Raw genomic sequence first — 25,953 nt, 5'->3', positions numbered from 1 at the left:
GTGCGGCTGACCCGCCGCCATCTTCTGGCCCTCGGCGGCCTCGCCGCTTCGGCGCTCTTCTTCCCCCAGTGCCGCGCGGTCCTGCGGCAGTTTCTCTTCTCCCCCGGCGGGGAGGTGGTCCCGCCACGCCCGGTACCGCCTGCCGCCGTCGGCGCGAAACGGCGCGTGGCGATCGTCCGCGCCGACGGCGTGGCGGCGGGCGTTCGGGAGGCCGTCGCCCTGGTGGACGGCCTGGCCGCCCTGGATTGCCGGGGGCGACAGGTTCTCGTGAAGCCGAACGTCGTGTCCGGCAGGCCGCCGCCCGCAACGACCGATCCCCGCGTGGTGGCGGCGCTCCTCGCCCTGCTGAGGGAGACCGGCGCCTCGCGCCTCAGCATGGGAGACATGTCCGCGGTCGTGAGCCTCCCGACCCGTCCGAACCTGGAGGCCACCGGGATGGCGGCCGTCGCGGCGGCCGCCGGGGCCGATCTTCTGGCCCTCGAGGAGGGCGACTGGGTCGAGGTCCGGCCGCCTCGGGCCCGCCACGCCACGGCCTTTCACGTCGCGCGGGCGGTCTACGAGGCGGAGCGGCTCGTCAGCGTCCCGGTCCTGAAGGCGCACCGCTCGGCCTCCTACAGCTTCGCCCTGAAGAACACGGTCGGGGTCGTCCACGCGCGGAACAAGCCCTGGGCCTACGGGGGCTCGGCCTGGGAGGAGGTGGTCGCCGAGCTGAACCTGGCGGTCCACCCCCGCCTGTACGTGGCCGACGCCCTCACGGTCATGGCGAGCGGCGGCCCCTGGTCCGGCGACGTGGTGCGCCCCGGGTGCATCCTGGCCGGCACCGACCCGGTGGCGTTGGACGCGGTGGGTCTCGGGATCCTCAAGCACTACGGGAAGGCCGATCACGTGGTGGGAAAGGGGGTCTGGGACCAGGGCCAGATCCGACGGGCGATCGCGCTCGGCCTCGGGGTGCAGAGCGGTGTCGAGGTGGAGATCGTGGCGCGGGATCTCACGGCGGGCGATCCCGCCTTCGCGCCGCTCCTCGACCGCGTCCGCGCGGAGGTCGGAGCCGCGTAGCGGTGGGGCGCAGGCACCCCGCCTGGGGCATGGTGTCCTCACCCCGGAGCCGGACGCTGTCCCCTAACCTGTTGAATTGTCGCTCCCACTCACTGGCATTGCCGATGCAAATTGGGAAGACGGTGACCTTGGCACTGATGGAGAGGAGGAAATGGCCATGTGGGGACCGGGGTGGTGGGGGCCGCCGATGGGAGGGTTCTGGTGGATCTTCCCCCTGATTGGCTTGTCGATCGCCCTCGTGTTCGTCATCGCGCTGGTCCGCGCGATGGGCGGAGGGCGGCCGTTCATGTGCATGGGCGGCCATAGAAGCGCGGGGGGCGGCGAGGTGGCCCAGTTAGCGCAAGAGGTTCGTGACCTGCGCGAAGAGATCAAACAACTCAAGGACAGCCGGTGAGCACGCCGATGAACCGGGACTGACGCTGGCCGATCCTCCTCTCTCTGGCAGCCGGGCTCACCGCTGGCTTGGCCCTCCGGGGCGGTCTCCGGACAATCGACGACTGGTTCCGGTGAGTCGCCGGAGCCCTACCGGAAGCGTCGGTCTTCTGAAGCCGTTGGAGCTTCCCGCCGAATAGGGCGTGGGGGGTCCTCCCCCGATATCATTCCTGGACTCGGCGCGAGAGAGTCATGCCTCGAGCCGCGGCGAGGCGGGGGCCGGTGCGCCGCGCGTGGGCGACGTGTTCGGGAGCAGGAGACTCGCGGCGAGGCCGAGGAAACAGGTGACCAGGCCGACGGCGAAGGCGGCGGAGAGGGCCGCGGCCAGGGTGCCCCGCAGCCCCGCGAACGCCTGGAGCGCGAGGGTGGGTTCGAGGCGGAGGAGCGCGCCGCCGGCGCCGGTTCCCAGGCGACGCGTCAGCATCGCCCCCATGAGCGCCACTCCCACGGTGGCACCGATGCTGCGGAAGAAAAAGGGAGCGGTGGTGGCGATGCCCAGGTCCTCCCGCCGCACCGCGTTCTGGACCGCCACGACGGTCGTCACGGTGACGAACCCCATGCCCAGGCCCAGGACGAACACGGTCCCGATGATCCCCCAGAGGGTGGATCCCTCCGTCAGGGCCGCGATGCGCAGGTACGCCCCGGCCATCAGGGTCATCCCCGTCAGGCCCAGCGCCCGGTAGCCCGTCCGGTTGACGACCCGTCCCCCGAGCGTGCTGCCCGAGGACCATCCGAGGCTCATGGGGGTCAGGACCGAGCCGGCGGCGGTGGCGCTCCCGCCCAGCACCCCCTGGACGAACAGGGGGAGGAAGGAGATGGCGCCGAACATCCCCACCCCCGAGAAGATGCCAACGAGGATGGAGGCACTGAAGGCCCGGCTCTCGAAGAGGCGGAGGGGCAGGACCGGCTCCGGAGCGCGGCGCTCGAGGTGGAGCAGGATCCCGCTCAGCAGGCCGAAGAGGGCGAGGGGGAATAGCGTCCCGGGGGCGGCAAGGGTCCCCGTTTCTCCGAGGCGGAGCGCGGCCAGCAGGAGGGCCAGGATGGCACCCGTGAGGGCGAAGGCTCCGGGGAGATCCAGCGGGCGCCGGCTCCCGCGGGCGAGCGCCCCTGTCATGCCATGCTGGATCATGACGGCGGCGAAGGCCCCGAGGGGGACGTTCACCAGGAAGGTCCAGCGCCAGCCGAGCGTATCCACGATGAGCCCCCCGAGGAGCGGGCCCACGATGCTGCTCAGGCCCCAGACGGAGGCGAGGTAGCCCTGCATCCGTCCCCGCTCCGCGGGGGAGAAGAGGTCCCCGAAGATGGCCTGCGACAGCGCGAAGATGCCGCCGGCCCCGAGCCCCTGGATGGCCCGGGCCGCGATCAGCTGCGACATCGAGGCCGCCCCCCCGCAGAGGGCGGAGCCGGCGGTGAAGATCCCGATGGCGGCCAGGAAGAGGCGCCGCCGACCGTGGAGGTCCGAGAGCTTCCCGAAGAGGGGCATGGAGGTTGTGGCGGCCAGCATGTAGATGGAGAAGACCCAGGCATAGAGGGGGAGGCCGCCCAGGCTGGCCGCGACGGTGGGCATGGCGGTCCCCACGATGGTGGCGTCCAGGGCGGCGAGGAGCATCCCCAGGCACACGGCCAGGACCACGAGCCCCTTCCGGACTTCCATCCAATCCTCCGCGTGCGCGTGGGGCTTCGGGCCTGCCCGTTGCCGCCGGGGGGGTCCGCCGCCCGCCGAGTATAACGGCCCTTGCCGGGGGCAGCCAGGCAAATCCCCCCGGCGCCTTGACACCCGCTCCGCGGATGGAGTATCACCGGGCGAGGGAGGAGGGGGCGTCGTGCTCCAGGAGAATCGGATCGCGCTCAAGGAGTGGGCGGTGGTGGTGAACGCCTTGCGGGAGGGGAGGCAGATCGTCCTTCTGCGCAAGGGGGGGATTGCGGAGGAGGGGGGAGAGTTCCGGGTGGATCACCCCGAGTTCGTCTTCTACCCGACCTACGTCCACCAGCAGCGCGAGCACGTCCGGCCGGAGTTTCACGCGGACTTCGCTGCCGCGGCTCCGCCGCCCTGGACCGTCGAGCGGATTGTCCTGGACACCTACGCGATGGTCGGCGAGGTGCTGGAAGCGACCGACCTCGCCCGCCTCCACAAGCTCGCCGAGCACCACCTCTGGACGCCCGCCTACGTGGACATGCGTTTCCACTACCGGCCCGGCACGCCGCTCTACTTGATGCTCCTGCGGGTCCACCGGCTCCCTCGGGCGACGGAGGTGGTGGAGACCCCAGAATACCGGGGGTGTAAATCGTGGGTCACCCTGGAGGCTCCGGTCGCCACCGGCGGCGCCGTTCCGGTCCTGTCCGACGCCGCCTTCGCGGGGCGGGTGGCCGCGGTCAAGGCCATCCTCAAGGCGGACTGACCCTCCTCCCTCCCCTCGTCGAGGCGTACCTGCAGGGCCTGCCGGCGGGCCCCGATCCCCTGTTCGGGGAGCTGGAGGCGTCCGCGGCGGAGCGCGGGTTTCCCATCGTGGGGCCCCTGGTCGGCCGCTTGCTCGAGCTGTGCGCGCAGCTCGTCCGGGCGCGCCGGATCCTGGAGGTGGGCTCGGGGTTCGGCTACTCGGCGCTCTGGCTGGCGCGGGGAATGGAACGGGACGGCACCCTGCTCTGCGTGGACGGCTCGGCGGAGAACGCGGCGATTGCGGCCGAGGTCTTCCGGCGGGCGGAGATCGCGGACCGGGTCCGCTTCGAAGTGGGCGATGCCCTGGCGCTTCTCGACCGGACGCCGGGCCCCTTCGACCTCATCTTCAATGATATAGACAAGGAGCAGTACCCGCCCGCCTTCCCCAAGCTCCTGCCCCGGCTTCGGCCGGGCGGCCTGCTCATCACCGACAACCTCCTGTGGTCCGGGCGAGTGGCCACGGAGGAGCCGCCCGCCCCCAGCACCCGGGCCGTGCAGGAGTACACGCGCCTGCTCTACGCTTCGCCCGAGCTCCTCACCGTCATCCTCCCCCTCCGGGACGGCGTGGGGCTGAGTCTCCGCCGCTGAGGAGTCGCGTGGCCCCGCTCACCCTCCCGCTGTTTCCCCTCCCCGAGACGGTTTTGTTCCCCCATACGCTCCTGCCGCTCCACGTCTTCGAGCCGCGCTACCGGGCCATGCTGGCCGACTGTCTGGCGGGGGAGAAGCGGATGGTGGTGGTGAGGCTCCTGCCGGGGTGGGAGCGGGAATACTCCGGGCGGCCGCCGATCCACACCGTGGCCGGGGCGGGGCAGGTGGTGGAGGCGGAGCGGCTGCCGGACGGGAGGTCCAATATCCTCCTGGAGGGGTTCGCCCGGGTCCTCATCGAGGAGGAGCTCCCCGCTCCCGGCGCCTATCGGCTGGTCCGTTGCCGCGTGCTGGAGGACCGGCTCCCCGACGCCGGGTCCGCCCCAATCCAGCGGGGCCTCGAGGCCCTCACGGCTTCGTACCTGCGTCTGCTGAGGGAGGTCGGGCGGGGCGAGCGGGCGCTCAGCCGGTTGGCGACGGAGGCGCCCAGCCCCGCGGCGCTGATTGACCGGGTGGCCTCCGTGGTCGTCGTGGGGGCCGCCCAGCGTCAGCGGATCCTGGAGACCCTGGACCTGGGGGACCGCCTGGGCCTGGTGACGGCGGCGGTCTCGGAGGCGCTGCTGGCGCGTTACGGCGGGGGCGACTGCGCCGCGGAGGGCGGCCGCTGGAACTGACGCTGCTCAGGGAACCAGCCGGACGCCGGGGCCCGGCGGGATCTTGAGCGCCCGGAGGAACCGCCGGATCAGCCGCTCCTCCAGCCGGGCCACTGCCTTCGCCCCCCGGTCCTTGAGGCGGATCCGCCCTCCCGCCATCATGCCGTGTCCCCCGGCCGCCCCCGTCCGCCCAACCGCCCTCCGGATGAACGCCCCGGCGTTGACGTCCCCCTCCGAGGTCCTGAGCGACAGGAAGAGGCTCTCCCCGTAGGTCCCGAGGCAGATGGCCCACCGCGCGTCCTCCAGCCGGAGGAGGAGGTCGGCCATCTCCGCCACCATGTCGGGGTACTCCAGCTCTCCCAGACGGGAGACGACCACGCCGTCGTGGATCGTGGCGCGCTTCAGGACCCGGCCCAGGGCCCGGAAGTACTCGGGGGGGACCCGCGAGTACTCGATCCGAGAGAGCAAACGGCGGTTCGTGAACGGGTAGAGGTACCGTGCCGCCTCCACGTCGGCCCGGGAGGCCTCGCGGCCGAGGTCCTGCGTCTCCGAGCGGATGGCGTAGAAGAGGGCGGTGGCCAGCCGGGCCTCGGAGCTGATCCCCGCGGCCTGCAGGTACTCGGTGAGAATGGTTGAGGTGGCCCCGTAGCCGCGCCGGATGTCGCGGAACGGCACCTGCCGCGTCTGGCGGCGCAGGGGGTGATGGTCGATGACGATGCCGGGGAGCCGGTCGGGGGGGAGGGAGTTGTTTCCGGTGCGGGGCTGGGTGTCCACCAGGGCGACCAGGTCGAACTCCTCGAAGGAAAGGGCTTCCACCGGCTGCGCTTTGATGGGGAGGTAGCGCAGCAGGGCGCGGTTCTCGGCGCGTCCCACGATTCCCCCAAAGGCGAGGACGCCCTCGGCCCCGCACAGCTCCGCCAGCAGGAAGTGGAGGGCCGCAGCGCTGGCCAGGGAGTCGGGATCGGGGTTGTCGTGGGTGAGGATGAGCATCCGGGGGTGCTGGGGGAGCAGCTCCCGGAGGCGGGTGAGCTTCTGTTCGCTGAGGATCGTCATGGTGGGGCTGGCACCGGCCGGGGTCGCCGGGGGCTACTTCCGGGGCAGAATCAGGCCCTCATAGAGGAACGCCCCCAGCAGGCCTCCCAGGGCGGGGCCGCTCCAGTAGACGAGGTGGTTGTCCCAGAAGCCGGCCGCCAGGGCCGGGCCGAAGGCCCGGGCCGGGTTCATGGCGGCCCCCGTCAGGGGCCCGCCGGCCAGGATGTCGAAGGCGACCGTGAGCCCGATGCAGAAGCCGCCGATCTGCTGGGGCCCCCGCGGATCCACCGCGACCGCAAAGATGGTGAAGAGGAGGAGGAACGTCAGGATCGCCTCGATGACGATCCCCTGGCCGAAGGTGACACCGGGGCCGAGGGTGGGGGTCCCCAGCGTACTCCGGGCCACCGCCTCGGCGGGATAGAGTCCCTTCAGGAGGACCCCGGCCACCGTGGCCCCCAGGAGCTGGGCGACGATGTAGCCTCCCGCCTTGCCGGGGGCGATCCGCTTCGTGGCCAGCATGGCGGCCGTGACGACGGGGTTCAGGTGCCCGCCGGAGGTGGGGCCGGTGATGGTGACCGCGACGCCGAGGGCAAGGCCGTGGGCGACGGCGATGCCGAGCAGCGCGACGCCGCCACGCGTGTGGGCGTCCAGGATGATGGCGCCGGCACCCACGAAGACGAGCGTGAAGGTCCCGACCAGCTCCGCGACGAACGCGCTCATGAGCTGTGCCTCCTTGGATGGCGCAGTGGGGGCGGGGGCGCCCGAGGCCGCGGGCCGCGGGGCAACAGGCCGATAATGGGGGGGCGCACCTGGAGGTGTCAAGGGCCGACTCCTTGCTCCCGCACGGCCGGCGTGCCGCCGGCGCCCGCCTGGACGGGGTGGCCGCTGCGGGTGGGATTTGCCTTGACACGCCCGGGGGCCTCGACTACCTTGGGGCCGCAGTTCTCACCGTGGGACCCCCCAGGACAGGACGATTCCCGTGAGCGCGTGCCCCTCAAAGGACTGAGATACCTTTGAGGGGTTTTTTGCGTCTGGCGGACCGGGAAGGGGAGAGGGAGGAGAGCGCATGGCACGGAGACTGTACGTGGGGAACCTGTCCTACCAGGCAACGGAGGCCGATCTGCGCGATCTGTTCGCCCAGGCGGGCTCAGTCGCCTCGGTGAAGATCATCACCGACGCCTACACCGGCCAGTCGCGGGGCTTCGGCTTCGTGGAGATGGCCACGGACGAGGAGGCGCAGAAGGCCATCTCCCTGTTCAACGGGCATGCCCTGAAGAGCCGCCAGCTCGTCGTCAACGAGGCCCGGCCTCCCGAGCGGGACCGCGGGGTCGGGCCGCCCGGCCGAGGCCCCGAGCGGGGCGGCCGGTTCTGAGGTCTCCGGCCCCTTCTTCCCCCGCTTCCGCGTTGCCCAACCGACCGCGCCCCTCCCCTGCCCGCCCTGTCGTCACGGGAAGGTCAGGCCGGCGAAGGTCACTGTTCCCTGCGGGTCCGGCCACTGGCTGTAGCGGAGGAGTGTGCCCTTCGCCCCCTCCAGGACTTTCAGCAGGATGTAGATGGGGGAGAGGCCGCAGATCCGCCGACGGTCCCGCTCCTGCTGGACGAAGCAGAAGAATCCCTCCGCATCTCCGGCCGTGACCGCTTGCAGCATCGCCGCGTCGTCCTGGGCTGCCCGCCGGAGGTGCGCGGCCGTGAGGGGCTTCGGGTCCCCGAAGCGGGGCCCGAGGTGGGCCAGGTCCACCCCTCCCACCAGACACATCCGCCCTTTCGCCGTTCCGATGGTCTCCTGCAGGGCCGTCACGAAGCGGCGAACCACCGGGTCATCCGCCGGGGACATCCCCGTCAGGACGAAGTCCGAGAGGGTCCCGCACAGAATCGGGACCAGACGGATCGGTCGCCTTCCCGCGTACAGGTACTGGAGGAAGACCGCCTGGAAGTCGATGGAGTGCTCCGCTCGGTGGACGAAGTCATCCAGCACGATGCCGTCCCCCCCGGTGCGCGCGACCAGCCGGTCGACGAACCCCCGGTCGGTCTCGAGGGGCCCGAAGGGCGTGGCGAAGTCCTTCCGGCCGGGAGAGAAGCGGCCTCCGAGGGGCGAGTGGGCCGTCCCCAGCACGATGAAGGTGTCCGCCTCCGCGGCCTCCACGACCGCCCGGTAGGCCCAGGCGTATGTGGGGCCCCCCCGGGCGAAGTCGATGTGGGGGGCGAGCACCGCCTGCAGCCTCGTCCCGCGCGGGGGCCCCGGCACCCCCGGGCCCTCGGGGCTCGTGAAGAAGCTGTCGAGGGTCGCCCGGAGGCGGGCCGGGTCGGCGTCGTAGGCGCGGCCGGCGTGAAAGGCGGGGCGCACGGGGGCGGCGCTGAACTCCCGCTCCGCGGCCTCGCGGGCGGCGGCCGCGCGCGGGGTATCCAGGAGCAGGTGCTCGTCCAGGAGCGCGAGGAGCTCCTCCACCTGCTCCCGGAAGAGGAAATCCCCGTGCCGCCGGACCCAAGCGGCCTGGATGTCCAGGATGCTGTGGGTCCCGTCCAGATGCTGGAGGATCTCGACGGCCGCCAGGGGGAGGAAGAGGACCCGGTCGGTGAGGCCCTGCGGGTCCCGCAGGCACAGGGCCGGGGTCCCGTCCACCTCGGTGGGGAAGGCGTCGATCGGGCGGAGCCGCGGTCTCTCCATGGGCACTCCGGTGGACCGGTTGCATTCTACGCGCTTGGTCCGGTAGGTTCAACCCGGGCGCGCCCTGCGCGCGCGAGGAGGGGGCCGTGGAGCCATCGCGCACGTTTGACGAGATCCGCCTGGGAGACCGCGCCACCCTCGTCCGGACCTGGACGGAACAGGAGACGGCCCGCTGCGCCCGCCTGATCGGGGACGCCAATCCCCTCCACCTGGACGAGGCCTACTGCCGGACGACCCACTTCGGCCGGCGGATCGTCCACGGGGTCCTGACCGCGAGCATGATTCCGACGCTCGCCGGCACCTGCCTGCCCGGTCCTGGGACCATCGGGGCCGGGTTCAGCATCGAGTACGTCGCCCCCGTCTTCTTCGCCGATACGGTGACGCTGACGGGGACCGTGGTCGCCAAGGACCCGGGGCGCCACTGGATCACCCTGGACGTGGTCGGGGTGAATCAACGGGGGGATGTGGTCCTGCGGGGTGGGGCCACGGTGGTGCCGCCGCGCCGCCCCGCGCCGCCCGCGCCCTTGCCACCCGCGCCGCCGGAGGCGGGATGATCCGCCGCGCGCTGAATTCGTACTGGCTCTGCATCGGCCAGCCCGAGCATGCCCGTCTCGCCGGCGCGATGGCCGAGGCCTGGGGACGGACCCCCTTTCTTCCTCCGGAGCCGAGGACCGAGGTCCTCCAGGCGGTGGCCGAGCACGACAACGGCTGGGCGGAGTGGGAGGCGGCCCCGGGCCTCGACCCGGCAGCCGGCTGCCCGGTCCACTTCACCGAGATGTCGGTCGCGGACCATCTGGTCATCTGGCGGCGCGGGGTGCAGCGGATGCTGGAACGGAACCCCTACGCGGGGCTCCTGGTCAGCATGCACGGCGCCGCCCTGATGCGCTTCCGACTCGAGAAGGCGGCCCGCACGCCGGAGGCGGATCGGGCCGCCGTCCGGACGTTCCTCGCGGAGCAGGAGCGCCTGCAGGCGGCCCTGCGGGAGGGCCTCGCGACGCGCTCCCGGTACCGGGAGGCGGTCGCCAGGGCCCGCCTGACGACCAACTTCCGCCTCCTGCAGTTCCTGGACGCGCTCTCCCTCCTGCTCTGTTGCGGCGCCACGGAGGCCCAGACCTTCACCGCAGTCCCGCTCGGTGAGGGGCTGCGGCGGACCGATCTCGAGTTCACGCCGGAGGCGGGAGGTGCCTTGCTCAGGCCTTATCCCTTCACCGAGGCCCCGGGTCGCTTCTCGGTCACCGGACGCCTGCTCCCCGCGACCCGGCTTCCCGATCCGGCGGCGCTTCACGCCGCGTGGACCCGCGCCCCGGAGCGGGGCTTGACCTTCACCCTCCGCTCGGGGAGCGGAGGGGCTTGACCCCGCTGACCTCCGCTGGTAACGTGGCGGCCTGGCGATGCCGGCAGCGAGGGGCGTGGCGACGAAAAACCGGGGCGGCCGCGCGAGATCGGGCCGTGGCTGAGCGGGGCCTCCGGGTTCCCCCCTGCCTGCATCCGGGGGACACCCTGGGGGTTGTGGCTCCCTCGGGCCCCCCGGCGCGCGGGCCGCTCAGGCGCGGGCTGCGCGCGCTGGAGCGCCTCGGCCCTTTTGCCGTGCGGCTGGCACCGAACCTCGACGCGCGGTGGGGCTACCTGGCGGGGCCGGACGCCCTGCGGGCCACCGGCATCATGGCCATGGTGACCGACCCGGACGTCCGGGGCATCTTCTGTGCCCGGGGCGGGTACGGGGCGGGTCGCCTCCTGGAGCATCTGGACTTCGCCGTCATCCGGCGCTATCCCAAGATCTTCGTCGGGTCGAGCGACGTCACCATCCTCCTGCTGGCGCTCTTGCAGCGGGCCCGGCTTGTGGTCTTTCACGGGCCCATGGTGGCTCCCGACTTCGGCCTCCTCCGGTCCAGCCGGACCCGGGAGAGCGTCCGGGCCCTGCTCCTGCACCCGGGCCGGCGCCACACCCTGGGCGTGCTGGGGCGGTGGTGGGGCAGGCGCGGCCGAGCGCCGCTCCGAGGATGCCTGACCGGGGGGAACCTGACCCTCGTGGCCGGCTCGCTGGGGACGCCGGACGAGATCCGCACGGCGGGGCGGGTCCTCTTCCTGGAGGACGTCAACGAGGAGCCGTACCGGGTGGATCGGATGCTCTGGCAGCTCCGGGCCGCGGGGAAACTTCGCGGGCTGCGCGGACTGCTCTACGGGGACTTCACCCGCTGCCGCCCGGCGCCGGGGCGGCCCTCCCGCCCGCTCGCGGAGATCCTGGAGGAGTACGCGGCCGTCGCGGATGTCCCCTGCTTCGGTCCCATCCCCGCCGGACACCGCCGCGACAATGTGGTCCTGCCTCTCGGCGGCTGGGTGGACTGCCGTCCGGAGGGGGCCGGGCGGGCTCGCCTCAGCCTGGGCTACTGACGGAGCCACTCCATGAAGCTCACCTACGATCCCGAGGACGAATCGGGGATCCAGCGCGCCCTGGAGGTGCTCATCGGGGCCTACGTGGAGCTCTGCTCCCCCGGGCATGTGGCCGAGCAGCTTCACCACATCGTGAAGGAGCTGCGGGAGCAGCAGGAGAAGCTGGACCGGGGGAACCCCTGGGGGGAGTGATGGGACGGCGGCTGACGATCCCCGAGGTGGAGCAGATGATGGCGGCGCGCTCCGAGGCGAGCATGGAGGAGGTCCTGGAGGTGTTCGAGGTGTTCGCCAGCGGGACGCTCAAGGGCGAGGTCTACATCCTGGACGATGTCGGCGGCAAGCGGATCGCCATCGCCCCGGCCGACCTGAAGGAGAAGTACCGGCGGCCGGCGCCGGCGTAGCCGGAGAGAATGGACATGCGACTGCGGGGAAGGGCCGCCCTGGTGACGGGGGGCGGGACGGGGATCGGGCGAGCCATCGCGCTCGCCCTGGCGCGGGAGGGAGCGGCGGTGGCCGTCAACTACTCCCGCTCCCGGGCGGCGGCGGAAGCCGTGGTGGCCGAGATTGCGGCATCCGGCGGGGGCGCGGTGACCCTCCAGGCGGACGTGGCGCGGGACGCGGAGGCGCGGCGGCTCGTCCAGGCCGCCGTGGAGAAACTCGGTCACCTGGACATCCTGGTGAACAACGCGGGCTGGACCCAGCGGGTCCCGCACGATGACCTGGAAGGGCTGACCGAGGCCATCTGGGACCGGGCCCTCGCGGTCAACCTCAAGGGCCCGTTCTTCTGCGTCCGGGCGGCGGTCCCGGCCATGCGCCAGCGGGGCGGGGGGTGCGTCATCAACGTCGGCACCGTGGCGGCGTTCACGGGCGCCGGCTCCTCCATCGCCTACGCCGCCGCGAAGGCCGGCCTGACCACCATGACCTGCTCGCTCGCCCGGGCGCTGGCTCCGACCATCCGCGTCAACACCGTAGCGCCCGGGTACGTGGACACCGGCTTCAGCAACCCGCCCCCGAACCTGAAGGAGAAGGTGCAACAGACGACCCCGCTCAAGCGGCTGGCTACCGTGGAGGATGTCGCGGCGGCCGCCCTCTACCTGGCCACCGACGTGGCGCTCACGGGCCAGGTCATCGTGGTGGACGGGGGCCTCACCACCCTCGGGGCCGGCGCCTGAGCGGCGGGGGGGCCGGGGGGAGCATGCGCCTCAAGGGGAAGACGGCGATCGTCACGGGAGGGGGGAGCGGCATCGGCCGGGCGATCGCCCTCTGCCTGGCCCGGGAGGGGGCCGACGTCATCGTCCCGGACATCAGCCTCGCGGGGGCGAAGGCCGTGGCCGCGGAGATCACCCGGGTCGGCCGACGCGCGCTGGCGGTCCAGACCGACGTGACGAAGGGGGCGGCCGTGGCGGCGATGCTCCGCCAGGCCCTCAAGACCTTCGGAGTCGTAGACATCCTGGTAAACAACGCCGGCATCCCCGCCCCGATCGGCCTGCCCTTCACCAACAACGTGGAGCGCGACTGGGATCGGGTCTACCAGGTCAACGTGAAGGCCATCTTTCTCTGCTGCAAGGCCGTGGCCCCCCACATGATCACCCGGAAGGCCGGGAGGATCGTCAACATCGCCTCCATCGCCGGGCAGCTCGGGGCCGCCACCAGCCCGCCCTACAGCGTCTCCAAGGGCGGCGTGATCACCCTGACCCGCGTCCTCGCCCGGGACCTGGCCGCGCACGGCATCACGGTCAACGCCGTCTGCCCCGGGCTCCTGTGGACCCCCATGTGGGAGTTCATCGGGGCCGGCATGATCCGAAACGTGGCCGCCCTCAAGGGAAAAACGCCCCGGGAGGTCTTCGAGATGCGGGTGCGGGAGTGGGTCCCGCTCCGGCGGGAGCAGACGCCGGAGGACGTCGGGCACGCCGTCGCCTTCCTGGCCTCCGAGGAGGCCCGCAACATCACCGGCCAGGCCCTGAACGTGGACGGCGGCATCTACATGCATTAGGCCGGCCCCTCCCGCCTCCCCCGCGCGGGTGCCGCCCGGCCGGGGAGCGGCCGCCGCCCTGACTCGGAGTGAGGCATGGCGATGAACCCATCCGTCCGCGCCTGGGTTCGCGAGGTGGTGGAGATGTGCCGCCCGGCGGACGTCGTCTGGTGCGACGGGTCCGAGGACGAGCGCGACCGCCTCCTGAAGGCCGCCGTCCGCGTGGGGGATCTCCTCCCCTTGAACCAGCGGGAGCTGCCGGAGTGCTACCTGCACCGGAGCGCCGTGAATGATGTTGCCCGCACCGAGCATCTGACCTTCCTCTGCTCCCGGGAGAAGGACGACGCCGGCCCCACCAACAACTGGATGGCCCCGGCCGAGGCCTACGACCGGCTCTCCAAGCTCCTTGCCGGCGCGATGGCGGGCCGGACGATGTACATCATCCCCTTCCTCCTGGGGCCGCCCGGCTCCCCCTTCAGCAAGGTCGGGGTCCAGGTCACCGACAGCCTCTACGTCGTCCTCAACATGCGGATGATGACCCGGATGGGAGCGATCGCCCTCGAGCACCTCGGCGAGTCGGACGACTTCACCCGCGGCGTGCACGCCAAGGCCGATCTGAGCGTCGATCGGCGTTTCATCTGCCACTTCCCCGAGGACAACACGATCTGGAGCGTGGGGTCGGGCTACGGCGGCAACGCGCTCCTCTCCAAGAAGTGCATGGCCCTTCGGATTGCCAGCCATATCGGCCGGCGCGAGGGGTGGCTCGCCGAGCACATGCTGATCATCGGGGTCGAGAGCCCGGACGGCGAGGTCACCTACCTCTGCGGCGCGTTCCCCAGCGCCTGCGGCAAGACCAACCTCGCCATGCTGGTGCCCCCGGCCTCCATGAAGGGCTGGCGCGTCCACACCCTGGGGGACGACATCGCGTGGCTGCGCGTCGGTTCTGACGGGCGGCTGTGGGCCGTCAACCCCGAGGCCGGCTTCTTCGGGGTGGTCCCGGGCACCAGCTCGAAGACCAACGCCAACGCGATGGCGACCATCCGGAGGAACACCCTCTACACCAACGTCGCCCTCAGGCCCGACGGAACCGTGTGGTGGGAGGGGCACGATGATCCCCCCCCGCCGAACGCGCTCGACTGGCGCGGGCGGCCGTGGACGCCGGGGAAGGGGGAGCCGGCGGCGCACCCGAACAGCCGGTTTACCGCGCCCGCGAGCGGGTGCCCCTCCATTTCGCCCGAGTGGGGGAACCCGAAGGGTGTCCCGATCAGTGCGATTCTCTTCGGCGCGCGGCGCCAGACGCTCGTGCCGTTGGTCTTCCAGGCCTTCAGTTGGCAGCACGGGACCTTCCTGGGGGCCACCCTCTCCTCGGAGACGACCGCCGCGACCACCGGCGCCGTCGGCGTCGTGCGGCGGGACCCGATGGCCATGCTCCCCTTCTGTGGCTACAACATGGCCGACTACTGGGGGCATTGGCTCTCCATGGAGAAGCGGGCGTCGAGCCTCCCCCAGGTCTTCCGGGTCAACTGGTTCCGCCGCGACGAGCGGGGAAGGTTCCTCTGGCCCGGGTACGGCGAGAACCTCCGGGTCCTGAAGTGGGTGATCGAGCGCTGCGGGGGGGGCGGCAGGGCGGAGGAGACGCCCATCGGATACGTGCCCGAGCAGTCGGCGCTCTGGGGCAAGGGGCTCGACGTTTCGGCCGACGCGCTCAAGGAGCTCCTCCGGGTGGATCGCGACGCGTGGCGCGCGAACCTCCGGAGCCAGGCCGAGTTCTTCGAGCGATTCGGAGACCGGCTCCCCGCGGGCCTCCGAGAGGAGCACGACGCCCTGGCCCGCCGCCTGAAGGCGAGGTGAGCGCCGCGTGCCGGCCATGCCGGGGGCCGTCTCGGGTGTGAGGGAATGCTGTTCCTGGCCGCGGTCGGAGCGGCGGCCCTCCTCATCTCGCCGCTCCTCCTCTCCCCGTACCAACTGATCACGCTCTGCTATGCCCTGGTCCTCTCCATCGCGTGCCTGGGGCTGAACCTCCTGTTCGGCACCACCGGCCTCCTGTCTCTCGGTCATGCCGCGTACTTCGGCGTCGGCGCCTACACGGGCGGGTTCCTGTACGCCTTCACGCCCCTCGCGTCGCTCGAGCTCTACCTGGTCGCCGGCGTCCTCTCGGCCCTCGCCCTCGCCACGGCCTTCGGCTCCCTCTGTGTCCGGGCCACGCGCATCCACTTCACCATCCTGACGCTGGCGCTTGCGCAGATCGTCCACGCGCTCTTCATCGGCGGGATGGCGTTCCGGCCGTTCGGCGGGGTCGGGAAGGGGCTGTTCCTGCTCGGAGGCGGCGGGTTGTACATCCCGCGCTTCACCATCCTCGGGATCCCGTTCGGCCCCGAGGAGTTCACCCGGGCGTACGCTGCTGTGATCGCGGTCGCCTTCCTCGCCTCCACCGCTCTCCTGTGGCGGATCAGCCGCTCCCCCTTTGGCAACGCCCTGCGGGCGATCCGGGACAACGAGACGAGGGCCGCCTGCATCGGCATCCCGGTCCGGCGGTACCGCTGGTACGCCTTCATCCTGTCGGGGATGTTCGCGGGCCTGGCGGGAGGTCTCCACGGGCAATTGAGCCGGCAGGTGACGCCCGAACACCTGGACTGGCTGTTTTCCGCCCAGCTCGTGGTCGCCACGGTGCTGGGGGGGACGCGGCACTTCGCGGGACCCGTCCTCGGGGCCTTTGCCTATGTGGCCCTGGAGGACCTGGCGCTCCGCTGGGTGGGGTCCCGGGCCCTCCTCTCCGGCCTGGTGCTCGTGGCGGTCGTCTTCGCGTTCCCGGGGGGTCTGGCGGGCAGCCCTGCGCTCCTGCGCACGTGGCTCGGGAGGGCCGGGCAGCGCCGGACGGCCGGGTGAGCCCCCGGGGCAGAGAGGGCAGCGGCCGCCTCAGGCCGGGAAGAGGTCGGTGCTCAGGTACTTGAGGCCGGTGTCGGCGATGACGGTCACGATGACGGCGCCCGGGGAGGCCCGCCGGGCCAGGGTGAGGGCGGCGGCCACGTTGGCCCCCGAGGAGAAGCCGGCGCAGATTCCCTCCTCCCGTCCGAGCCTCCGCGCCACCCGGAGGGCCTCCGGGTCCGAGGCGGTGAGGAACCCGTCGCAGCAGGCCGGGTCCCAGAGGGGGGGAACGAAGGCGTAGCCGCCCCCCTGGAGCTTGTGGCGGGGATTCCGGACGCGTCTGCCGGCCAGGGCCGGGGCGCTCGCCGGCTCCACCGCGTAGCAACGGACGGCGGGCTTGCGGGCCTTGAGCGCCCGCGCCACCCCCACGAAGGTCCCGCCGGTCCCCACCAGAGCGCAGAAGGCGTCCAGCCGGCCCCCGGTCTGCTCCCAGATCTCCCGCCCGGTGCCGTGCTCGTGGGCGGCCGCGTTGTCCGGGTTCAGGAACTGGTCGGGGCGGAAGGCCTTGCGCCGCTTCACCAGCTCGCGGGTCTTCTCCTCCACCCGGGCGAGGTCCGCCCCCGAGACCTGGCCCGGGCGGGGCCGGCCGACCTGGGGCACCAGGACGACCTCCGCCCCGACCGCCTGAAGCATCCGCCGCCGCTCCACCGTGTTCCCCTCCGACATGACCGCCACCATGCGGTAGCCCTTCACGGCGCAGACGATGGCGAGGCCGATGCCGGTGTTCCCGGAGGTGAGCTCCACCACGGTCCCCCCCGGCTTCAGCCGCCCGTCCCGCTCCGCGGCCTCGATGATGGCCAGGGCAATCCGGTCCTTCACGCTCCCCCCGGGGTTGACGGTCTCCAGCTTGGCCAGGACCCGGCCCGGCAGGCCACGGGCCAGGCGATCGAGAGCCAGCAGGGGTGTCTGGCCGATGGTGGCGGCGACCGAGGGGAGGATGGTCACCGGGAGAGCTCCAGGAAGAACAGCGCGAAGTAGCCGACCAGGAGGAGGAACCAGCCGGCCGTCTGGACCAGGTCCACGGTAGAGGAGAAGGAGAAGGTGAAGTTCTCCGAGGTCATGGTGTAGATGTCCTCCAGCGCGTCCAGCTTCTCCTTGACGTTCCGCTGCCAGGTGCGCAGGTGGAACTTGGTGACGATGAGGTCGTACAGGTCGGCCGAGTACCAGTCCCCGATCAGCTTGATGTTCTTCTCGATGCCCTGGAACTCCAGGATGGACTGGGACCGCAGCCGCATGATCTCCCGGAGGACGCCCCGCACCTCCCGGGCCCGAAAGAGGATGCGCTGGTCGGGCGCCCCCAGGAGGCCGGCGACCCGCTCCAGCCGCTGATCGAGGGCCGAGTCCAGGATCCGGCAGCGGAGGAGCTGGAGGTTCGCGATCTCGAATAGCTCGATGGTGCTTTCGAAGTCCCCGTAGGGGTCGAAGAGGAACGCCCCGTCCCAGTCCACGACGGCCAGGTCGTGGCGGGCGTACTTGATGCTGCTCTTGAGGGTGGCCTCCACGGTCCCCTCGTCGAGGGGGATCTTCTCGTTCTTGAGGAACCCGGCCACCGTCCCGCCGTGCAGGGCCAGGAAGGCATCTGCCTCGCCGCCGTAGCCGGCCACGCAGTAGACCGTATACTCCTCGTCGAAGTCGGGACGACATCGGTACTCGGCCAGGACCCGGCGCGCCGCGGCGAGCAGGGCATTCTTCCGGTCCAGCACCGTCTCATGGAAGATGTCCTCGACCTCGGCGGTCGCCTCCGCGATCACGATGCGGGGCGGCACCGCCTTGACCACGAGGTCCACCGGGCGGCCGTTCAGGGTCTCCTGGCGCATCCCCAGGACGGTCAGGGCCGGGATGAACGCCGGGTAGTTGGGCGCGCTGCGCAGGCCGCGGGGGCTGGCCGCGGCCGGGCCGTCGAGACTCTGATCGGTCTCGGCGATCACGAAGGAGACGACTCTGCCCTTGGTGGGCGCGCCGGACGCGGACACGGGGACTCTCCTCCGGGCCTCCCCTCAGGCCGTGAGGTGTGCGGTGCGGCTGGGCAACGGGACCCTCCCTCGGGGCGCGGTTCCCCTTCCGGCATGATAGCGCGGGGGACGGGGGAGCGGGAAGGCCGCCGGGCGGGGGCGGCGGGGGACCGGAGATCGGGCGAGGATCCGGGGGATCAGTTGAGCCAGCGGAGGGGGCTCTGGCGGCGGTCGTCGAAGCGGTAGAGGCCCTCCTCTGCGGCGATCCGGCGGGCCTCCGCCAGCTCTTCCGCCGTGACGTGCCGGTTGATCTCGGGGTAGCGCTCCTCGTTCACCAGGCCGGCCGGGTAGTACTGGCCCATGATGTTGACGTAGGTGTCGCGCGAGACCTCCCGGGCGAGGAACCGCATGACCTCCCGGGTCCCGCCCAGCCCTCCGGGCATGACCAGGTGCCGGACGAGGAGGCCGCGGCGGGCGAGCCCCCGCTCGTCGAAGGCGAGGGGGCCGACCTGTCGGTGCATCTCCCCGACGGCCGCCCGCGCCGCCTCCGGGTAGTCGGGGGCCTTCAGGTACCGCTTGGCCACCTGCCGGTCCCAGACCTTGAAGTCGGGCATGTAGATGTCCACGACCCCGTCCAGGTGCCGGAGGCTCTCCAGGGAATCGTAGGCGCTGGTGTTGTACACGAGCGGCAGGCGGAGGCCGCCCCGCACCGCGTGGGGCAGGGCCTCCAGGATCTGGGGGACCACGTGCTCCGGCGTCACGAAGTTGATGTTGTGGCATCCCTTGTCCTGAAGCCCGAGCATCAGGGCGGCCAGGCGCTCGGGCATCGCGGTGCTCCCCTCCCCCCCCTGGCTGATGTCGAAGTTCTGGCAGAACACGCAGCGGAGGTTGCACAGGGAGAAAAAGATGGTCCCCGAGCCCTTCCAGCCCCTGAGGCAGTCCTCCTCGCCGAAGTGGGGGAAGGCCGAGCCGACCTTGGCGTACCGGCCGACCTTGCAGATCGCGGCCTCGTCGGCGAGCCGGTTGACCTCGCAGTCTCGGGGGCAGACCCGGCAGGAGGCGAGGCCGGCCAGCGCCTCCTCCGCCCGGCGTTCCAGGTCCGCGATCCCCAGCTTGAGGTAGGCGGGGGTGCACTCGGTGGTCAGGAAGGCGGTCGGCATGGCTAGAGTATCGCAGAAGGTCCGGTGCAAAGGCAAGAGAGGCCCCCGCCTCGGCCCGCTCGCCGCGGTGCCATTCAGGCCGACAAGCCGGCCGGGTCGGGGGCGCTCGGCCTGAGCCACACGAGCGTGGCCCCCCACCCGCCCCGCTCGGAGGGGGCGTCGGCGAACCGCAGAACCAGGGGATGGCGGGCCAGCAGGTCCTGCACCACCTGCCGCTGAAAGCCGCTCCCCCGCCCGTGGATGAGGCGGACCTCCCGGAATCCCCGGGCCGCCGCCTCCCGGAGGTATTCTTCGACCACCGAGGGGACGTCCCGGGGGTGGAAGGGATGCAGGTCGAGGACCTCCTCGATGGGGACCGGGACGGGGGAGCCGGCCTCCTCGCCGGAATCGGCCGGCATCAGGGCTCCCGCGGTCGGCGGACCGGAATGCGCGCGGCCTGCTCGTAGGCGTGACCCACGCGGAGGACCGTGGCCTCATCGAAGGCGCGCCCCGCGATCTGCAGGCCGATGGGGAGCCCCTGCGTCGTGAGCCCGCAGGGCACGCTGAGCGCCGGGGTCCCGGTCAGGTTGAACGCCCGGGTCAGGCGGGGGAGGGCGGCGGTCATGCTCTCGGCCTCCTTCGGCCACTTCAGGGTGGTCTCGTCCAGGCGGGGGGCCGCGACGGGAACCGTGGGGGTGAGCAGGACGTCACAGGTCGCGAGGACGGCGTCGAGGGTCTGGATGAGGCCGCGGCGGAGCCGCTGGGCCCGGAGATAGTCCCCCGCGAGAATCGTCGCACCCTGCGCCAGGCGCTGCCGGACATCGGGGCCATAGTCCTCCGGCCGCGCCTTGAGCCACCGCTCGTGGACGCTATAGCTCTCCGCCCCCATGATCAGGAAGGAGATGGCCTTCGCCTCGACGGCCATCGGCCAGCTCACCTGCCGGACCGCGGCGCCCAGCCCCGCCAGCACGGCAATCGCCTTTTTCACCGCCTCGGCCACCTCCGGGTCCACGTTGTCCCAGAAGAACTCCCGCGGGACCCCGAGACGCAGCCCCTTCACACCCGCCGTGAGCCCCCGCGAGAAATTGGGCAGGGGGTGCCGGCTGGAGCCGGGGTCGGCCGCGTCGAACCCGGAGAGGGCTTGCAGGGCGAGCGCGGCGTCGGCCACGGTGCGGGTGAGAGGGCCGGCGTGGTCGTTCGACCAGGAGAGGGGGAAGATCCCGGCCCGGCTGATCCGCCCGTACGTCGGCTTCAGGCCGACCACGCCGCAGAGGGCCGCCGGGATCCGGACGGAGCCGCCGGTGTCGGTCCCGATGGAGACGTAGGAGCAGCCCGTCGCCACGGCGGACCCCGAGCCGCCGCTCGAGCCCCCGGTCATCCGCTGGGGATCCCAAGGGTTGCGGGCCGCTCCGTAGTGCGGGTTGACGTTGGTCGGGCCGTAGGCGAACTCGTGCAGGTGCGTCTTGCCGATCAGGATCGCCCCCGCCTCCCGGAGCCGGCGGATGAGGGTGGCGTCCGTGTCCGGGATCCAATCGGCGAGGATGCGGGAGCCGCACGTCGTGCGGGTCCCCGCCGCCGGGATCAGGTCCTTGACCGAGACCGGGACCCCGTGCAGCGGTCCCCGGTACCGCCCGGCCCGGATCGCCCGTTCCGCCCGGCGGGCGGCGGCCAGCGCGTCGTCCGCCGTGATGGTCAGGAAGGCATTCAGGCGCTCGTTGACGGCGGCGATCCGGTCGAGGACGGCGCGGGTCACTTCCACCGGGGAGACGGTGCGCCGCTTCAGGAGCCGGGCGACTTCCGTGAGGCTCAGGAGGGCAAGGGCGGGGTCGCGCACCTCACGCCTCATCGCGGCGGAACGCGGTCACCGGCTCCAGCCCCGCCGGATCCTGATCCGCGAGCCGGTCGAGGGACGGGCCGAGGGCCGAGAGCGCCGCCACGACGGCCGCCCGCTCCTGGGGGTCCAGCCGCACCTCCGCCACCTCCGTGAGCATCCGCTCCAGCGTCTGTGCCGTCCGCGCCACGCTCCTCCCTCCTCTCCGGCTGCTGGCTCGCGGGGAGACTACGTCTCCCGGCCCGGCCCGGGGCGGTCCTGGCCGCGAGACGCCGCGGCCTCCCAGGCCGCGATGGCTGCGGCCACGCCCTCGGCGATCACCTGCGCCTTCTCGCTGATCCCCGTGAGGACCGCCTCCTCCCGGGGATCGATGTCCACGAGCTTCTGGCCCGCGCTCACCCGGACCCCATCCTTCAGGATCCCCCGGATGGTGCCGCCCACCTTGGCGACGACGGGGACGCCCGCCACCTCTCCCATCGCCTGCCCGGCCTCGATCGGGGCGCCGATGTCGAGGGGTGTCCGGAAGACCCCCCCCACCGGGGCGTACAGGTAGCGCTCCCTCGTGAACCCCCCCAGCTCCACCGGGATTCCGTCGTAGGGGAGCGCCTCTCCCTCGGTGAGGACCTTCCCGAGATGTTCCCCCCGAGCCGTTTCGATGACGACGTGGGCCTCTCGCCCCGCCAGGAACCCGGGTCCGAGCCCGATGACGAGGGGGGCCTCGGCGACCGAGGAATCGCTCCGCTCCTTCTTCCGCATCCGGGCATCCACCAGGACGGTCGGCCCGAGCGTCCGGACCGCCTCCCCCGTCGGGTCCACCAGGAGGGGGATCTCCTCCCGGCTCTCGAGGAAGCGCTCGAGCGCCGGGCCCGCCTGCGTGCGGACCGCCCGCACCCCCTCCACGGTCGCCTCCCCCGCGAAGACCGCCTGAGCGAAGGCCATCCTCCGCCGGACCACCCGGGGCTCCGGCTCCTCCACGATCACCACGGCGCGCCCCTCCCGGAAGAGCCGGTGCGCGACGGCGGAGGCGAGATCGCCTCCGCCCCGGATCACGACGAGGCGCCGACAAGGGCGGTCCACGGGAAGACCTCCCGATTCAGGGTTCGCGGCAGGCCGCGCCGGCGGCCTGGCGGCCGCTCCGGACCGCCTCGGCATACGCGGCCGGCATGTTGGCCGCGCGGGGGTCCATCGTCCACCAGCGGGGCTGCTCGGCATAGATCCAGACGTACCGGTCGGTCAGGGCCAGGGCGGCCGCCACGCCCTCGCGGAACCGGGCGGGATCGAGCCGCTCCTGCCGCGATTCCGGGTGCAGCATGGGATCGTACCAGGGGCAGGGCTCCCCCGCGGCACGGAAGCGGGCGCAGGGCCCGGTCGAGCCGTAATCCATCCACAGGCCGAAGGCTACCTCGAGGTTGGCGAGGCGCTCGGGCGCCAGCGAGAGGGCGGGGCAGCGATCCCGCAGGGCGCGGCGCGCCGCGGCGAACTCCCCGCACCGGCGGGCCCCGTAGGTCGGCTCGAAGCCTTCCACGATGCGCATCCGGGAGGGCCGGGCGGCCAGCATACCGTCCACGAAGGCGGGGAGGAGCCCGTAGGCCCGCGCACTCAGCGCCCCGTCCTCCAGGAGGCACGGGGCGCTGTAGGCGAAGGCCAGGAGGAGCGTGATCTCGGGGTGGACGCCGCCGACGGCCTGAGCGATCGCGGAGCCGCGCCGGAAGGCCTCCTGCTGGTAGTCGGCGAAGGACCGGTCGGACAGACCCCGTCGGCTGTAATCGAAGACGTTGTAGCGGCGTCCGCCGGTGCCGGGGTCGGGCTCGCTGTAGGCCTCGGGGTCGAGGAGCAGGCCGGCCAGGTCGGCCTGCCAGGCGGCTCGTACCGCGGCGACCAGGTTGGCGGTCAAGGTCGCCCAGGCGGCGTCGTCGAAGAGATCGAAGGGGCGGTCGGCCGGGTTCAGGTTCACCCGGAGGAAGTGATGGCGGAGCCGGTCGGAGACGGCGGCCTTGAGGGTCTCGACGGCCGGGGCCAGCTCCTCGGGGGGGAAGGGGCGGGCGGCGGCCTCCCAGGAGAAGTTGTGGGGCCGCCCGGCGGCATCCACGGTGGTGAGGCGGAGGACGACGCCGTCGAAGGGGGAGCGCTCCATCAGAAAGCGGTAGCGCAGGAGATCCTGCTGGTCCGGCTCGTCCCAGCCCCACTGCAGGAGGCGCGGGCCGCACCCGGCCAGGGCGAGGGCGACGAGGAGCAGGCCAAGATGACGCACGGGGTCTCCGGAGAGGGGGACGCGGGGAGTCTACACCAGCCGTGGGTTCGCCTCAAGGCGGAGTGCCCCGGGCCAGCGAAGGGCTGCGGGCCGCCGTCGCCCTCGAGGGGTTTCCCCCGCTCTCCTCGCGCTCCCGGGTGGCCGGGCCTTCTCCCGGACCGCCCAGGCGCCCCTTCACGCCCGCGCTTCTCCCAGAATCTTCAGACCGAGTCGTGTCGAGGGGTCGCGTGAAGCGGCGTGCGTCGGGGGGATGCGACAGCAGAAATGTCCGGAGGCGATCCGGTTACTCGGGGAGGGCAGCGCCGGGAGGGAGTTGCTGAACGAGCTCCTCGTCGGAAAGCGGGCGGCCGCGGCGCCCCCCTGTTCCTGTGTGGGGGGATCCCTGCGCGGCCGCAGCCGACCCTGGGGGCATCACCGCAGAGCCCAGGTGCGGTGGCGAGGCATCGTTCGGGGGTGGGATCTCCTGGGTGCGCGAGGAGCTGAAGAGCACCCAGACCGTTGCCACGATGGCGAGGAGGAGCAGGATTCCCCCCACACCGAGTCGCCCGGTGGAGGAGGGCTGGTTTGACCGGTCGGGAGGCCGGCGCCAGTCAGCTTGTCTGCTGCCAGTTTGGACGGTCATTGACGCCTGGGAGAGTGATGACCATCTTTCCGGTCGTGGGAAAGAACGGGGGGGCCACTCCCCTTCCCATCCGGGTGTCATAGACGAAGGTCCGCAGGTACCCGGTTTTTATCGTGCCGACGGTTCCGAAGGCGCCGTAGGTGTTCTCGATGACTCCCCCGAGGATCGTGGCCGTCCCCCGGAAGGGTCCGGTGGTATAGTTGTCCACCCGGAATTCGCCATTCGGGGTCATGACTGTCGCGTGGACGTTGATATCGTTGGGAGCCGTTGCGCCGATCCGCACATTGCCACTCCAGGAGAGGATCCCCAGGACATTCGTGGTCCCCTCCGCGCTTGGGACGCTGCCCGGCGTGTAGTCCTGGTACGTGATGTTGTTCGTGATCTGGATATCGCCGGTGGTCGCCACCGTCACCCTGGAGTCCCGTTGGACGGTTCCGGAAAGGCTGCTGAGGGTTCCCCCGTCAACAAAAATCATCCCGTTGGGGACGCCGCTGTAGACGGTGGGGGGGGCCGATCCGACCTGGAGGATCGTTTGATTTGCGGCCTGATTCACCGTAACGGTCGTCGTCGAGCCCCCCTGGGTGATTGTGTAGGTGGCGGTGGTGGCCCCAGCGCCCAACGTCATCGCCGCATCGCCTTTGATATAGATGCCGCCCGTCATGGCCCCACCGGAGGACCCCAGATAGACTCCGGTCGGATGCGCGGGGATTCCAGATCCCCCGGGCAGGCCGAGGGCCGCCTCGCGCTGGCGCTCCGCGGTGGTCGTCGTGGGCATGGGGATGTTCGGGACCCCGCGCTCGAATCCCGCCTCGAACGTCGGGACATCCCGATCGCCGTTGCGGTCGGCGTTGAGCTGGACCGGTGCGCCCCCATTGTAGTAGGTCGCGGTGGACGAGACGCTGGTCACCGGCCCGGTGAACAAGCCGCCGGGGTTCAGGGCGAAATTGAATTCCCCGTTGGTGTGGACCGGACCCGAGAAGTTGGTCCGGTTGGTGAACCAGATCGGCGAGCCCGCTGCATCCCGCTGCTGGTTGGTGAACAGGGCATAGCGGGCGAAGTTCTCCATTTCGACCTGTACCGAGAAGGTCCCCTGGAGGTTGACCCGCCGGGCGATTTCCCCGTCCGTGGCCGAGCCGTCGATAGCGTAGTGGTAGCGAAAGAGGTAAACGGGGGACATCGCGGTTCCCCGATTCACCGGTGCTGTGCGGGAGAGGACCGCGAGCGTGCACGTGTAGGGACCCGGGGCCCCCGCCGCGGTGTAACTCAGGGGCAGGCGTGCCTCCGAGGCATTCACCCGCTGGAAGGCGTCCCCCAAGGAGGTCCCGGCCTCATAGGCGTACGTCGCCAGGAATCCTGCTGGGTCGTTATTGGAGACGTAGTTCCCCACGCTCTGCATGTCAGCCAGGATCCGCAACTGCCCCGCGAGGTCGCGCTGGAGACGGTTGCGCAGCTCATGGAGGCAGAGATTCGCCCCCCCGTCGGCCAGGAAGAAGGCGCGCTTGTCGCGGAGTTGCCGCCCGGCGCTCTGCAGCTCGGCGATCGTTCCAGTGACCGCCAGCACACTCCCCAAGCCGAGGAGGACGGCGAACCCCAAGGCCACGAACAGGATGTACCCGCCTTCTCCGCTAGCGACTGTCTTGCGGCGCATGGTCCTCTCCGAGGGGCCTACTGCCCTAGATTCCGGAGGTCCACGTGGGAGGCGAGGGTCTGGCGCCGATAGCCATCCCCTCCGATCCTGCCACTCCGGTGGTCGGCCCTTGACGTCACCCTCACGCTCACGAGCCGGATATTGGCTGCCTGGGCGGCGGTGGTGATGGTGGACGGATCACTCACGATCGCGCCGTCGTTCATCACAAAGGAGAATTCCAGGCTCTCGATGTCGGGGTGGAGCCGCATGGGCCCGGTTCCCGTATCGCGCGTCAGCCAGGGGGCCTGTGGGTCGGACGCGTCAATCGCGTAGGCGACTCGCCGGTCTGTCGCGACCCGGTATACGACGCTCGTCGCGGCGGG

29 protein-coding genes are annotated in these 25,953 nt (G+C 71.7%); 15 read left to right on the top strand and 14 right to left on the bottom strand.

Annotation, left to right across the window (positions count from 1 at the left end; all coding sequences use genetic code 11):
• Both VGT06_03750 and VGT06_03745 read left to right on the top strand, forming a co-directional pair.
• Positions 1 to 1,056, top strand: a complete 1,056-nt coding sequence (locus tag VGT06_03750; protein ID HEV8662246.1) for a DUF362 domain-containing protein — start codon at positions 1 to 3, stop codon at positions 1,054 to 1,056.
• 151 nt (positions 1,057 to 1,207) lie between these two features.
• Entirely contained in the window at positions 1,208 to 1,450 is a 243-nt protein-coding gene (locus tag VGT06_03745; GenBank protein ID HEV8662245.1) for a hypothetical protein, read from the top strand.
• 228 nt (positions 1,451 to 1,678) lie between these two features.
• Here VGT06_03745 and VGT06_03740 read toward each other — a convergent pair whose 3' ends face one another.
• Entirely contained in the window at positions 1,679 to 3,142 is a 1,464-nt protein-coding gene (locus VGT06_03740) for an MDR family MFS transporter (protein ID HEV8662244.1), read from the bottom strand.
• A gap of 169 nt (positions 3,143 to 3,311) precedes the next feature.
• Here VGT06_03740 and VGT06_03735 point away from each other — a divergent pair, with 169 nt between their 5' ends.
• The 3 genes from VGT06_03735 to VGT06_03725 all read left to right on the top strand — a co-directional run bounded on the left by VGT06_03735 (position 3,312) and on the right by VGT06_03725 (position 5,184).
• The gene (locus VGT06_03735; protein HEV8662243.1) at positions 3,312 to 3,887 is read left to right on the top strand and encodes a DUF1802 family protein; all 576 of its coding nucleotides are present in this window, start codon (positions 3,312 to 3,314) and stop codon (positions 3,885 to 3,887) included.
• A gap of 107 nt (positions 3,888 to 3,994) precedes the next feature.
• Positions 3,995 to 4,513, top strand: coding sequence for an O-methyltransferase (locus VGT06_03730; GenBank protein HEV8662242.1), 519 nt, complete (start codon positions 3,995 to 3,997; stop codon positions 4,511 to 4,513).
• A gap of 8 nt (positions 4,514 to 4,521) precedes the next feature.
• The gene (locus VGT06_03725; GenBank protein ID HEV8662241.1) at positions 4,522 to 5,184 is read left to right on the top strand and encodes an LON peptidase substrate-binding domain-containing protein; all 663 of its coding nucleotides are present in this window, start codon (positions 4,522 to 4,524) and stop codon (positions 5,182 to 5,184) included.
• A 6-nt stretch (positions 5,185 to 5,190) separates the two neighbouring features.
• Here VGT06_03725 and VGT06_03720 read toward each other — a convergent pair whose 3' ends face one another.
• Together VGT06_03720 and VGT06_03715 are read right to left on the bottom strand one after the other, a co-directional pair.
• Positions 5,191 to 6,216: a DHH family phosphoesterase gene (locus tag VGT06_03720; protein HEV8662240.1), complete on the bottom strand. Its 1,026-nt coding sequence runs from the start codon at positions 6,214 to 6,216 to the stop codon at positions 5,191 to 5,193.
• 33 nt (positions 6,217 to 6,249) lie between these two features.
• The gene (locus VGT06_03715; GenBank protein ID HEV8662239.1) at positions 6,250 to 6,915 is read right to left on the bottom strand and encodes an aquaporin; all 666 of its coding nucleotides are present in this window, start codon (positions 6,913 to 6,915) and stop codon (positions 6,250 to 6,252) included.
• A gap of 346 nt (positions 6,916 to 7,261) precedes the next feature.
• On the opposite strand from VGT06_03715, the gene VGT06_03710 reads away from it, so the two are divergent.
• Positions 7,262 to 7,567 carry an RNA-binding protein gene (locus tag VGT06_03710; GenBank protein ID HEV8662238.1) on the top strand — a complete coding sequence of 102 codons (306 nt, stop codon included), beginning with the start codon at positions 7,262 to 7,264 and terminating at the stop codon, positions 7,565 to 7,567.
• Positions 7,568 to 7,639: 72 nt separating this feature from the next.
• Here VGT06_03710 and amrB read toward each other — a convergent pair whose 3' ends face one another.
• Entirely contained in the window at positions 7,640 to 8,860 is a 1,221-nt protein-coding gene (amrB, locus tag VGT06_03705; GenBank protein ID HEV8662237.1) for an AmmeMemoRadiSam system protein B, read from the bottom strand.
• Positions 8,861 to 8,946: 86 nt separating this feature from the next.
• On the opposite strand from amrB, the gene VGT06_03700 reads away from it, so the two are divergent.
• From VGT06_03700 to VGT06_03660, 9 genes are all read left to right on the top strand, one after another.
• A complete protein-coding gene (locus VGT06_03700) occupies positions 8,947 to 9,414 on the top strand; it encodes a MaoC family dehydratase (protein HEV8662236.1) in 468 nt (155 codons plus the stop codon).
• Positions 9,411 to 10,214 (top strand): DUF3891 family protein, encoded by an 804-nt coding sequence (locus tag VGT06_03695; GenBank protein ID HEV8662235.1) that lies wholly within the window; start codon positions 9,411 to 9,413, stop codon positions 10,212 to 10,214. The genes VGT06_03700 and VGT06_03695 overlap by 4 nt, the downstream gene beginning before the upstream one ends.
• A 95-nt stretch (positions 10,215 to 10,309) precedes the next feature.
• Positions 10,310 to 11,251: an LD-carboxypeptidase gene (locus VGT06_03690; GenBank protein HEV8662234.1), complete on the top strand. Its 942-nt coding sequence runs from the start codon at positions 10,310 to 10,312 to the stop codon at positions 11,249 to 11,251.
• A 12-nt stretch (positions 11,252 to 11,263) separates the two neighbouring features.
• Complete coding sequence (locus tag VGT06_03685) at positions 11,264 to 11,443, top strand: hypothetical protein (protein ID HEV8662233.1); 180 nt, start codon at positions 11,264 to 11,266, stop codon at positions 11,441 to 11,443.
• Positions 11,443 to 11,652, top strand: coding sequence for a hypothetical protein (locus VGT06_03680; GenBank protein ID HEV8662232.1), 210 nt, complete (start codon positions 11,443 to 11,445; stop codon positions 11,650 to 11,652). Before VGT06_03685 ends, VGT06_03680 begins: the two co-directional genes overlap by 1 nt.
• 9 nt (positions 11,653 to 11,661) lie before the next feature.
• Positions 11,662 to 12,423: a glucose 1-dehydrogenase gene (locus VGT06_03675; GenBank protein HEV8662231.1), complete on the top strand. Its 762-nt coding sequence runs from the start codon at positions 11,662 to 11,664 to the stop codon at positions 12,421 to 12,423.
• A gap of 23 nt (positions 12,424 to 12,446) precedes the next feature.
• Positions 12,447 to 13,244: an SDR family NAD(P)-dependent oxidoreductase gene (locus tag VGT06_03670; GenBank protein HEV8662230.1), complete on the top strand. Its 798-nt coding sequence runs from the start codon at positions 12,447 to 12,449 to the stop codon at positions 13,242 to 13,244.
• Positions 13,245 to 13,319: 75 nt separating this feature from the next.
• Entirely contained in the window at positions 13,320 to 15,074 is a 1,755-nt protein-coding gene (locus VGT06_03665; GenBank protein ID HEV8662229.1) for a phosphoenolpyruvate carboxykinase (GTP), read from the top strand.
• Positions 15,075 to 15,119: 45 nt separating this feature from the next.
• On the top strand, positions 15,120 to 16,109 hold the full coding sequence (locus tag VGT06_03660; protein ID HEV8662228.1) for a branched-chain amino acid ABC transporter permease: 990 nt from the start codon (positions 15,120 to 15,122) through the stop codon (positions 16,107 to 16,109).
• 30 nt (positions 16,110 to 16,139) lie between these two features.
• Here VGT06_03660 and VGT06_03655 read toward each other — a convergent pair whose 3' ends face one another.
• From VGT06_03655 to VGT06_03610, 10 genes are all read right to left on the bottom strand, one after another.
• Entirely contained in the window at positions 16,140 to 17,093 is a 954-nt protein-coding gene (locus VGT06_03655; GenBank protein HEV8662227.1) for a cysteine synthase family protein, read from the bottom strand.
• Positions 17,090 to 18,121: a hypothetical protein gene (locus VGT06_03650; protein HEV8662226.1), complete on the bottom strand. Its 1,032-nt coding sequence runs from the start codon at positions 18,119 to 18,121 to the stop codon at positions 17,090 to 17,092. The genes VGT06_03655 and VGT06_03650 overlap by 4 nt, the downstream gene beginning before the upstream one ends.
• 176 nt (positions 18,122 to 18,297) lie before the next feature.
• Positions 18,298 to 19,260, bottom strand: a complete 963-nt coding sequence (locus tag VGT06_03645; GenBank protein ID HEV8662225.1) for a radical SAM protein — start codon at positions 19,258 to 19,260, stop codon at positions 18,298 to 18,300.
• Positions 19,261 to 19,334: 74 nt separating this feature from the next.
• Complete coding sequence (locus VGT06_03640; GenBank protein HEV8662224.1) at positions 19,335 to 19,658, bottom strand: Smr/MutS family protein; 324 nt, start codon at positions 19,656 to 19,658, stop codon at positions 19,335 to 19,337.
• Positions 19,658 to 21,073 carry an amidase gene (locus tag VGT06_03635; protein ID HEV8662223.1) on the bottom strand — a complete coding sequence of 472 codons (1,416 nt, stop codon included), beginning with the start codon at positions 21,071 to 21,073 and terminating at the stop codon, positions 19,658 to 19,660. The genes VGT06_03640 and VGT06_03635 overlap by 1 nt, the downstream gene beginning before the upstream one ends.
• Before the next feature lies 1 nt (position 21,074).
• Positions 21,075 to 21,260 (bottom strand): hypothetical protein, encoded by a 186-nt coding sequence (locus VGT06_03630; protein ID HEV8662222.1) that lies wholly within the window; start codon positions 21,258 to 21,260, stop codon positions 21,075 to 21,077.
• 38 nt (positions 21,261 to 21,298) lie between these two features.
• Positions 21,299 to 22,147 (bottom strand): selenium-dependent molybdenum cofactor biosynthesis protein YqeB, encoded by an 849-nt coding sequence (yqeB, locus tag VGT06_03625; GenBank protein HEV8662221.1) that lies wholly within the window; start codon positions 22,145 to 22,147, stop codon positions 21,299 to 21,301.
• Positions 22,148 to 22,163: 16 nt separating this feature from the next.
• Positions 22,164 to 23,321 carry a hypothetical protein gene (locus VGT06_03620; GenBank protein HEV8662220.1) on the bottom strand — a complete coding sequence of 386 codons (1,158 nt, stop codon included), beginning with the start codon at positions 23,319 to 23,321 and terminating at the stop codon, positions 22,164 to 22,166.
• Between the two features lie 590 nt (positions 23,322 to 23,911).
• Positions 23,912 to 25,591: a DUF4900 domain-containing protein gene (locus tag VGT06_03615; protein HEV8662219.1), complete on the bottom strand. Its 1,680-nt coding sequence runs from the start codon at positions 25,589 to 25,591 to the stop codon at positions 23,912 to 23,914.
• Between the two features lie 17 nt (positions 25,592 to 25,608).
• A partial coding sequence (locus VGT06_03610; protein ID HEV8662218.1) for a hypothetical protein occupies positions 25,609 to 25,953 on the bottom strand: 345 nt, incomplete at its 5' end.

Origin of the sequence: Candidatus Methylomirabilis sp. (assembly GCA_036000645.1) — a bacterium.
Taxonomy (GTDB): Bacteria; Methylomirabilota; Methylomirabilia; order Methylomirabilales; family JACPAU01; genus JACPAU01.
Note: the sequence above shows the minus strand (reverse complement) of the source record. Positions and strands in the feature narration are given on the sequence as shown.

What these genes read in the sequence shown, in the direction of transcription:
- VGT06_03715 (HEV8662239.1), bottom strand. Translation starts at nt 6,915, where the DNA reads ATGAGCGCGTTCGTCGCGGAGCTGGTCGGGACCTTCACGCTCGTCTTC.
- VGT06_03675 (HEV8662231.1), top strand. Translation starts at nt 11,662, where the DNA reads ATGGACATGCGACTGCGGGGAAGGGCCGCCCTGGTGACGGGGGGCGGG.
- VGT06_03720 (HEV8662240.1), bottom strand. Translation starts at nt 6,216, where the DNA reads ATGACGATCCTCAGCGAACAGAAGCTCACCCGCCTCCGGGAGCTGCTC.
- VGT06_03660 (HEV8662228.1), top strand. Translation starts at nt 15,120, where the DNA reads ATGCTGTTCCTGGCCGCGGTCGGAGCGGCGGCCCTCCTCATCTCGCCG.
- VGT06_03670 (HEV8662230.1), top strand. Translation starts at nt 12,447, where the DNA reads ATGCGCCTCAAGGGGAAGACGGCGATCGTCACGGGAGGGGGGAGCGGC.
- VGT06_03740 (HEV8662244.1), bottom strand. Translation starts at nt 3,142, where the DNA reads ATGGAAGTCCGGAAGGGGCTCGTGGTCCTGGCCGTGTGCCTGGGGATG.
- VGT06_03615 (HEV8662219.1), bottom strand. Translation starts at nt 25,591, where the DNA reads ATGCGCCGCAAGACAGTCGCTAGCGGAGAAGGCGGGTACATCCTGTTC.
- VGT06_03685 (HEV8662233.1), top strand. Translation starts at nt 11,264, where the DNA reads ATGAAGCTCACCTACGATCCCGAGGACGAATCGGGGATCCAGCGCGCC.
- VGT06_03665 (HEV8662229.1), top strand. Translation starts at nt 13,320, where the DNA reads ATGGCGATGAACCCATCCGTCCGCGCCTGGGTTCGCGAGGTGGTGGAG.
- VGT06_03680 (HEV8662232.1), top strand. Translation starts at nt 11,443, where the DNA reads ATGGGACGGCGGCTGACGATCCCCGAGGTGGAGCAGATGATGGCGGCG.
- VGT06_03710 (HEV8662238.1), top strand. Translation starts at nt 7,262, where the DNA reads ATGGCACGGAGACTGTACGTGGGGAACCTGTCCTACCAGGCAACGGAG.
- VGT06_03640 (HEV8662224.1), bottom strand. Translation starts at nt 19,658, where the DNA reads ATGCCGGCCGATTCCGGCGAGGAGGCCGGCTCCCCCGTCCCGGTCCCC.
- VGT06_03645 (HEV8662225.1), bottom strand. Translation starts at nt 19,260, where the DNA reads ATGCCGACCGCCTTCCTGACCACCGAGTGCACCCCCGCCTACCTCAAG.
- amrB (HEV8662237.1), bottom strand. Translation starts at nt 8,860, where the DNA reads ATGGAGAGACCGCGGCTCCGCCCGATCGACGCCTTCCCCACCGAGGTG.
- VGT06_03745 (HEV8662245.1), top strand. Translation starts at nt 1,208, where the DNA reads ATGGCCATGTGGGGACCGGGGTGGTGGGGGCCGCCGATGGGAGGGTTC.
- VGT06_03695 (HEV8662235.1), top strand. Translation starts at nt 9,411, where the DNA reads ATGATCCGCCGCGCGCTGAATTCGTACTGGCTCTGCATCGGCCAGCCC.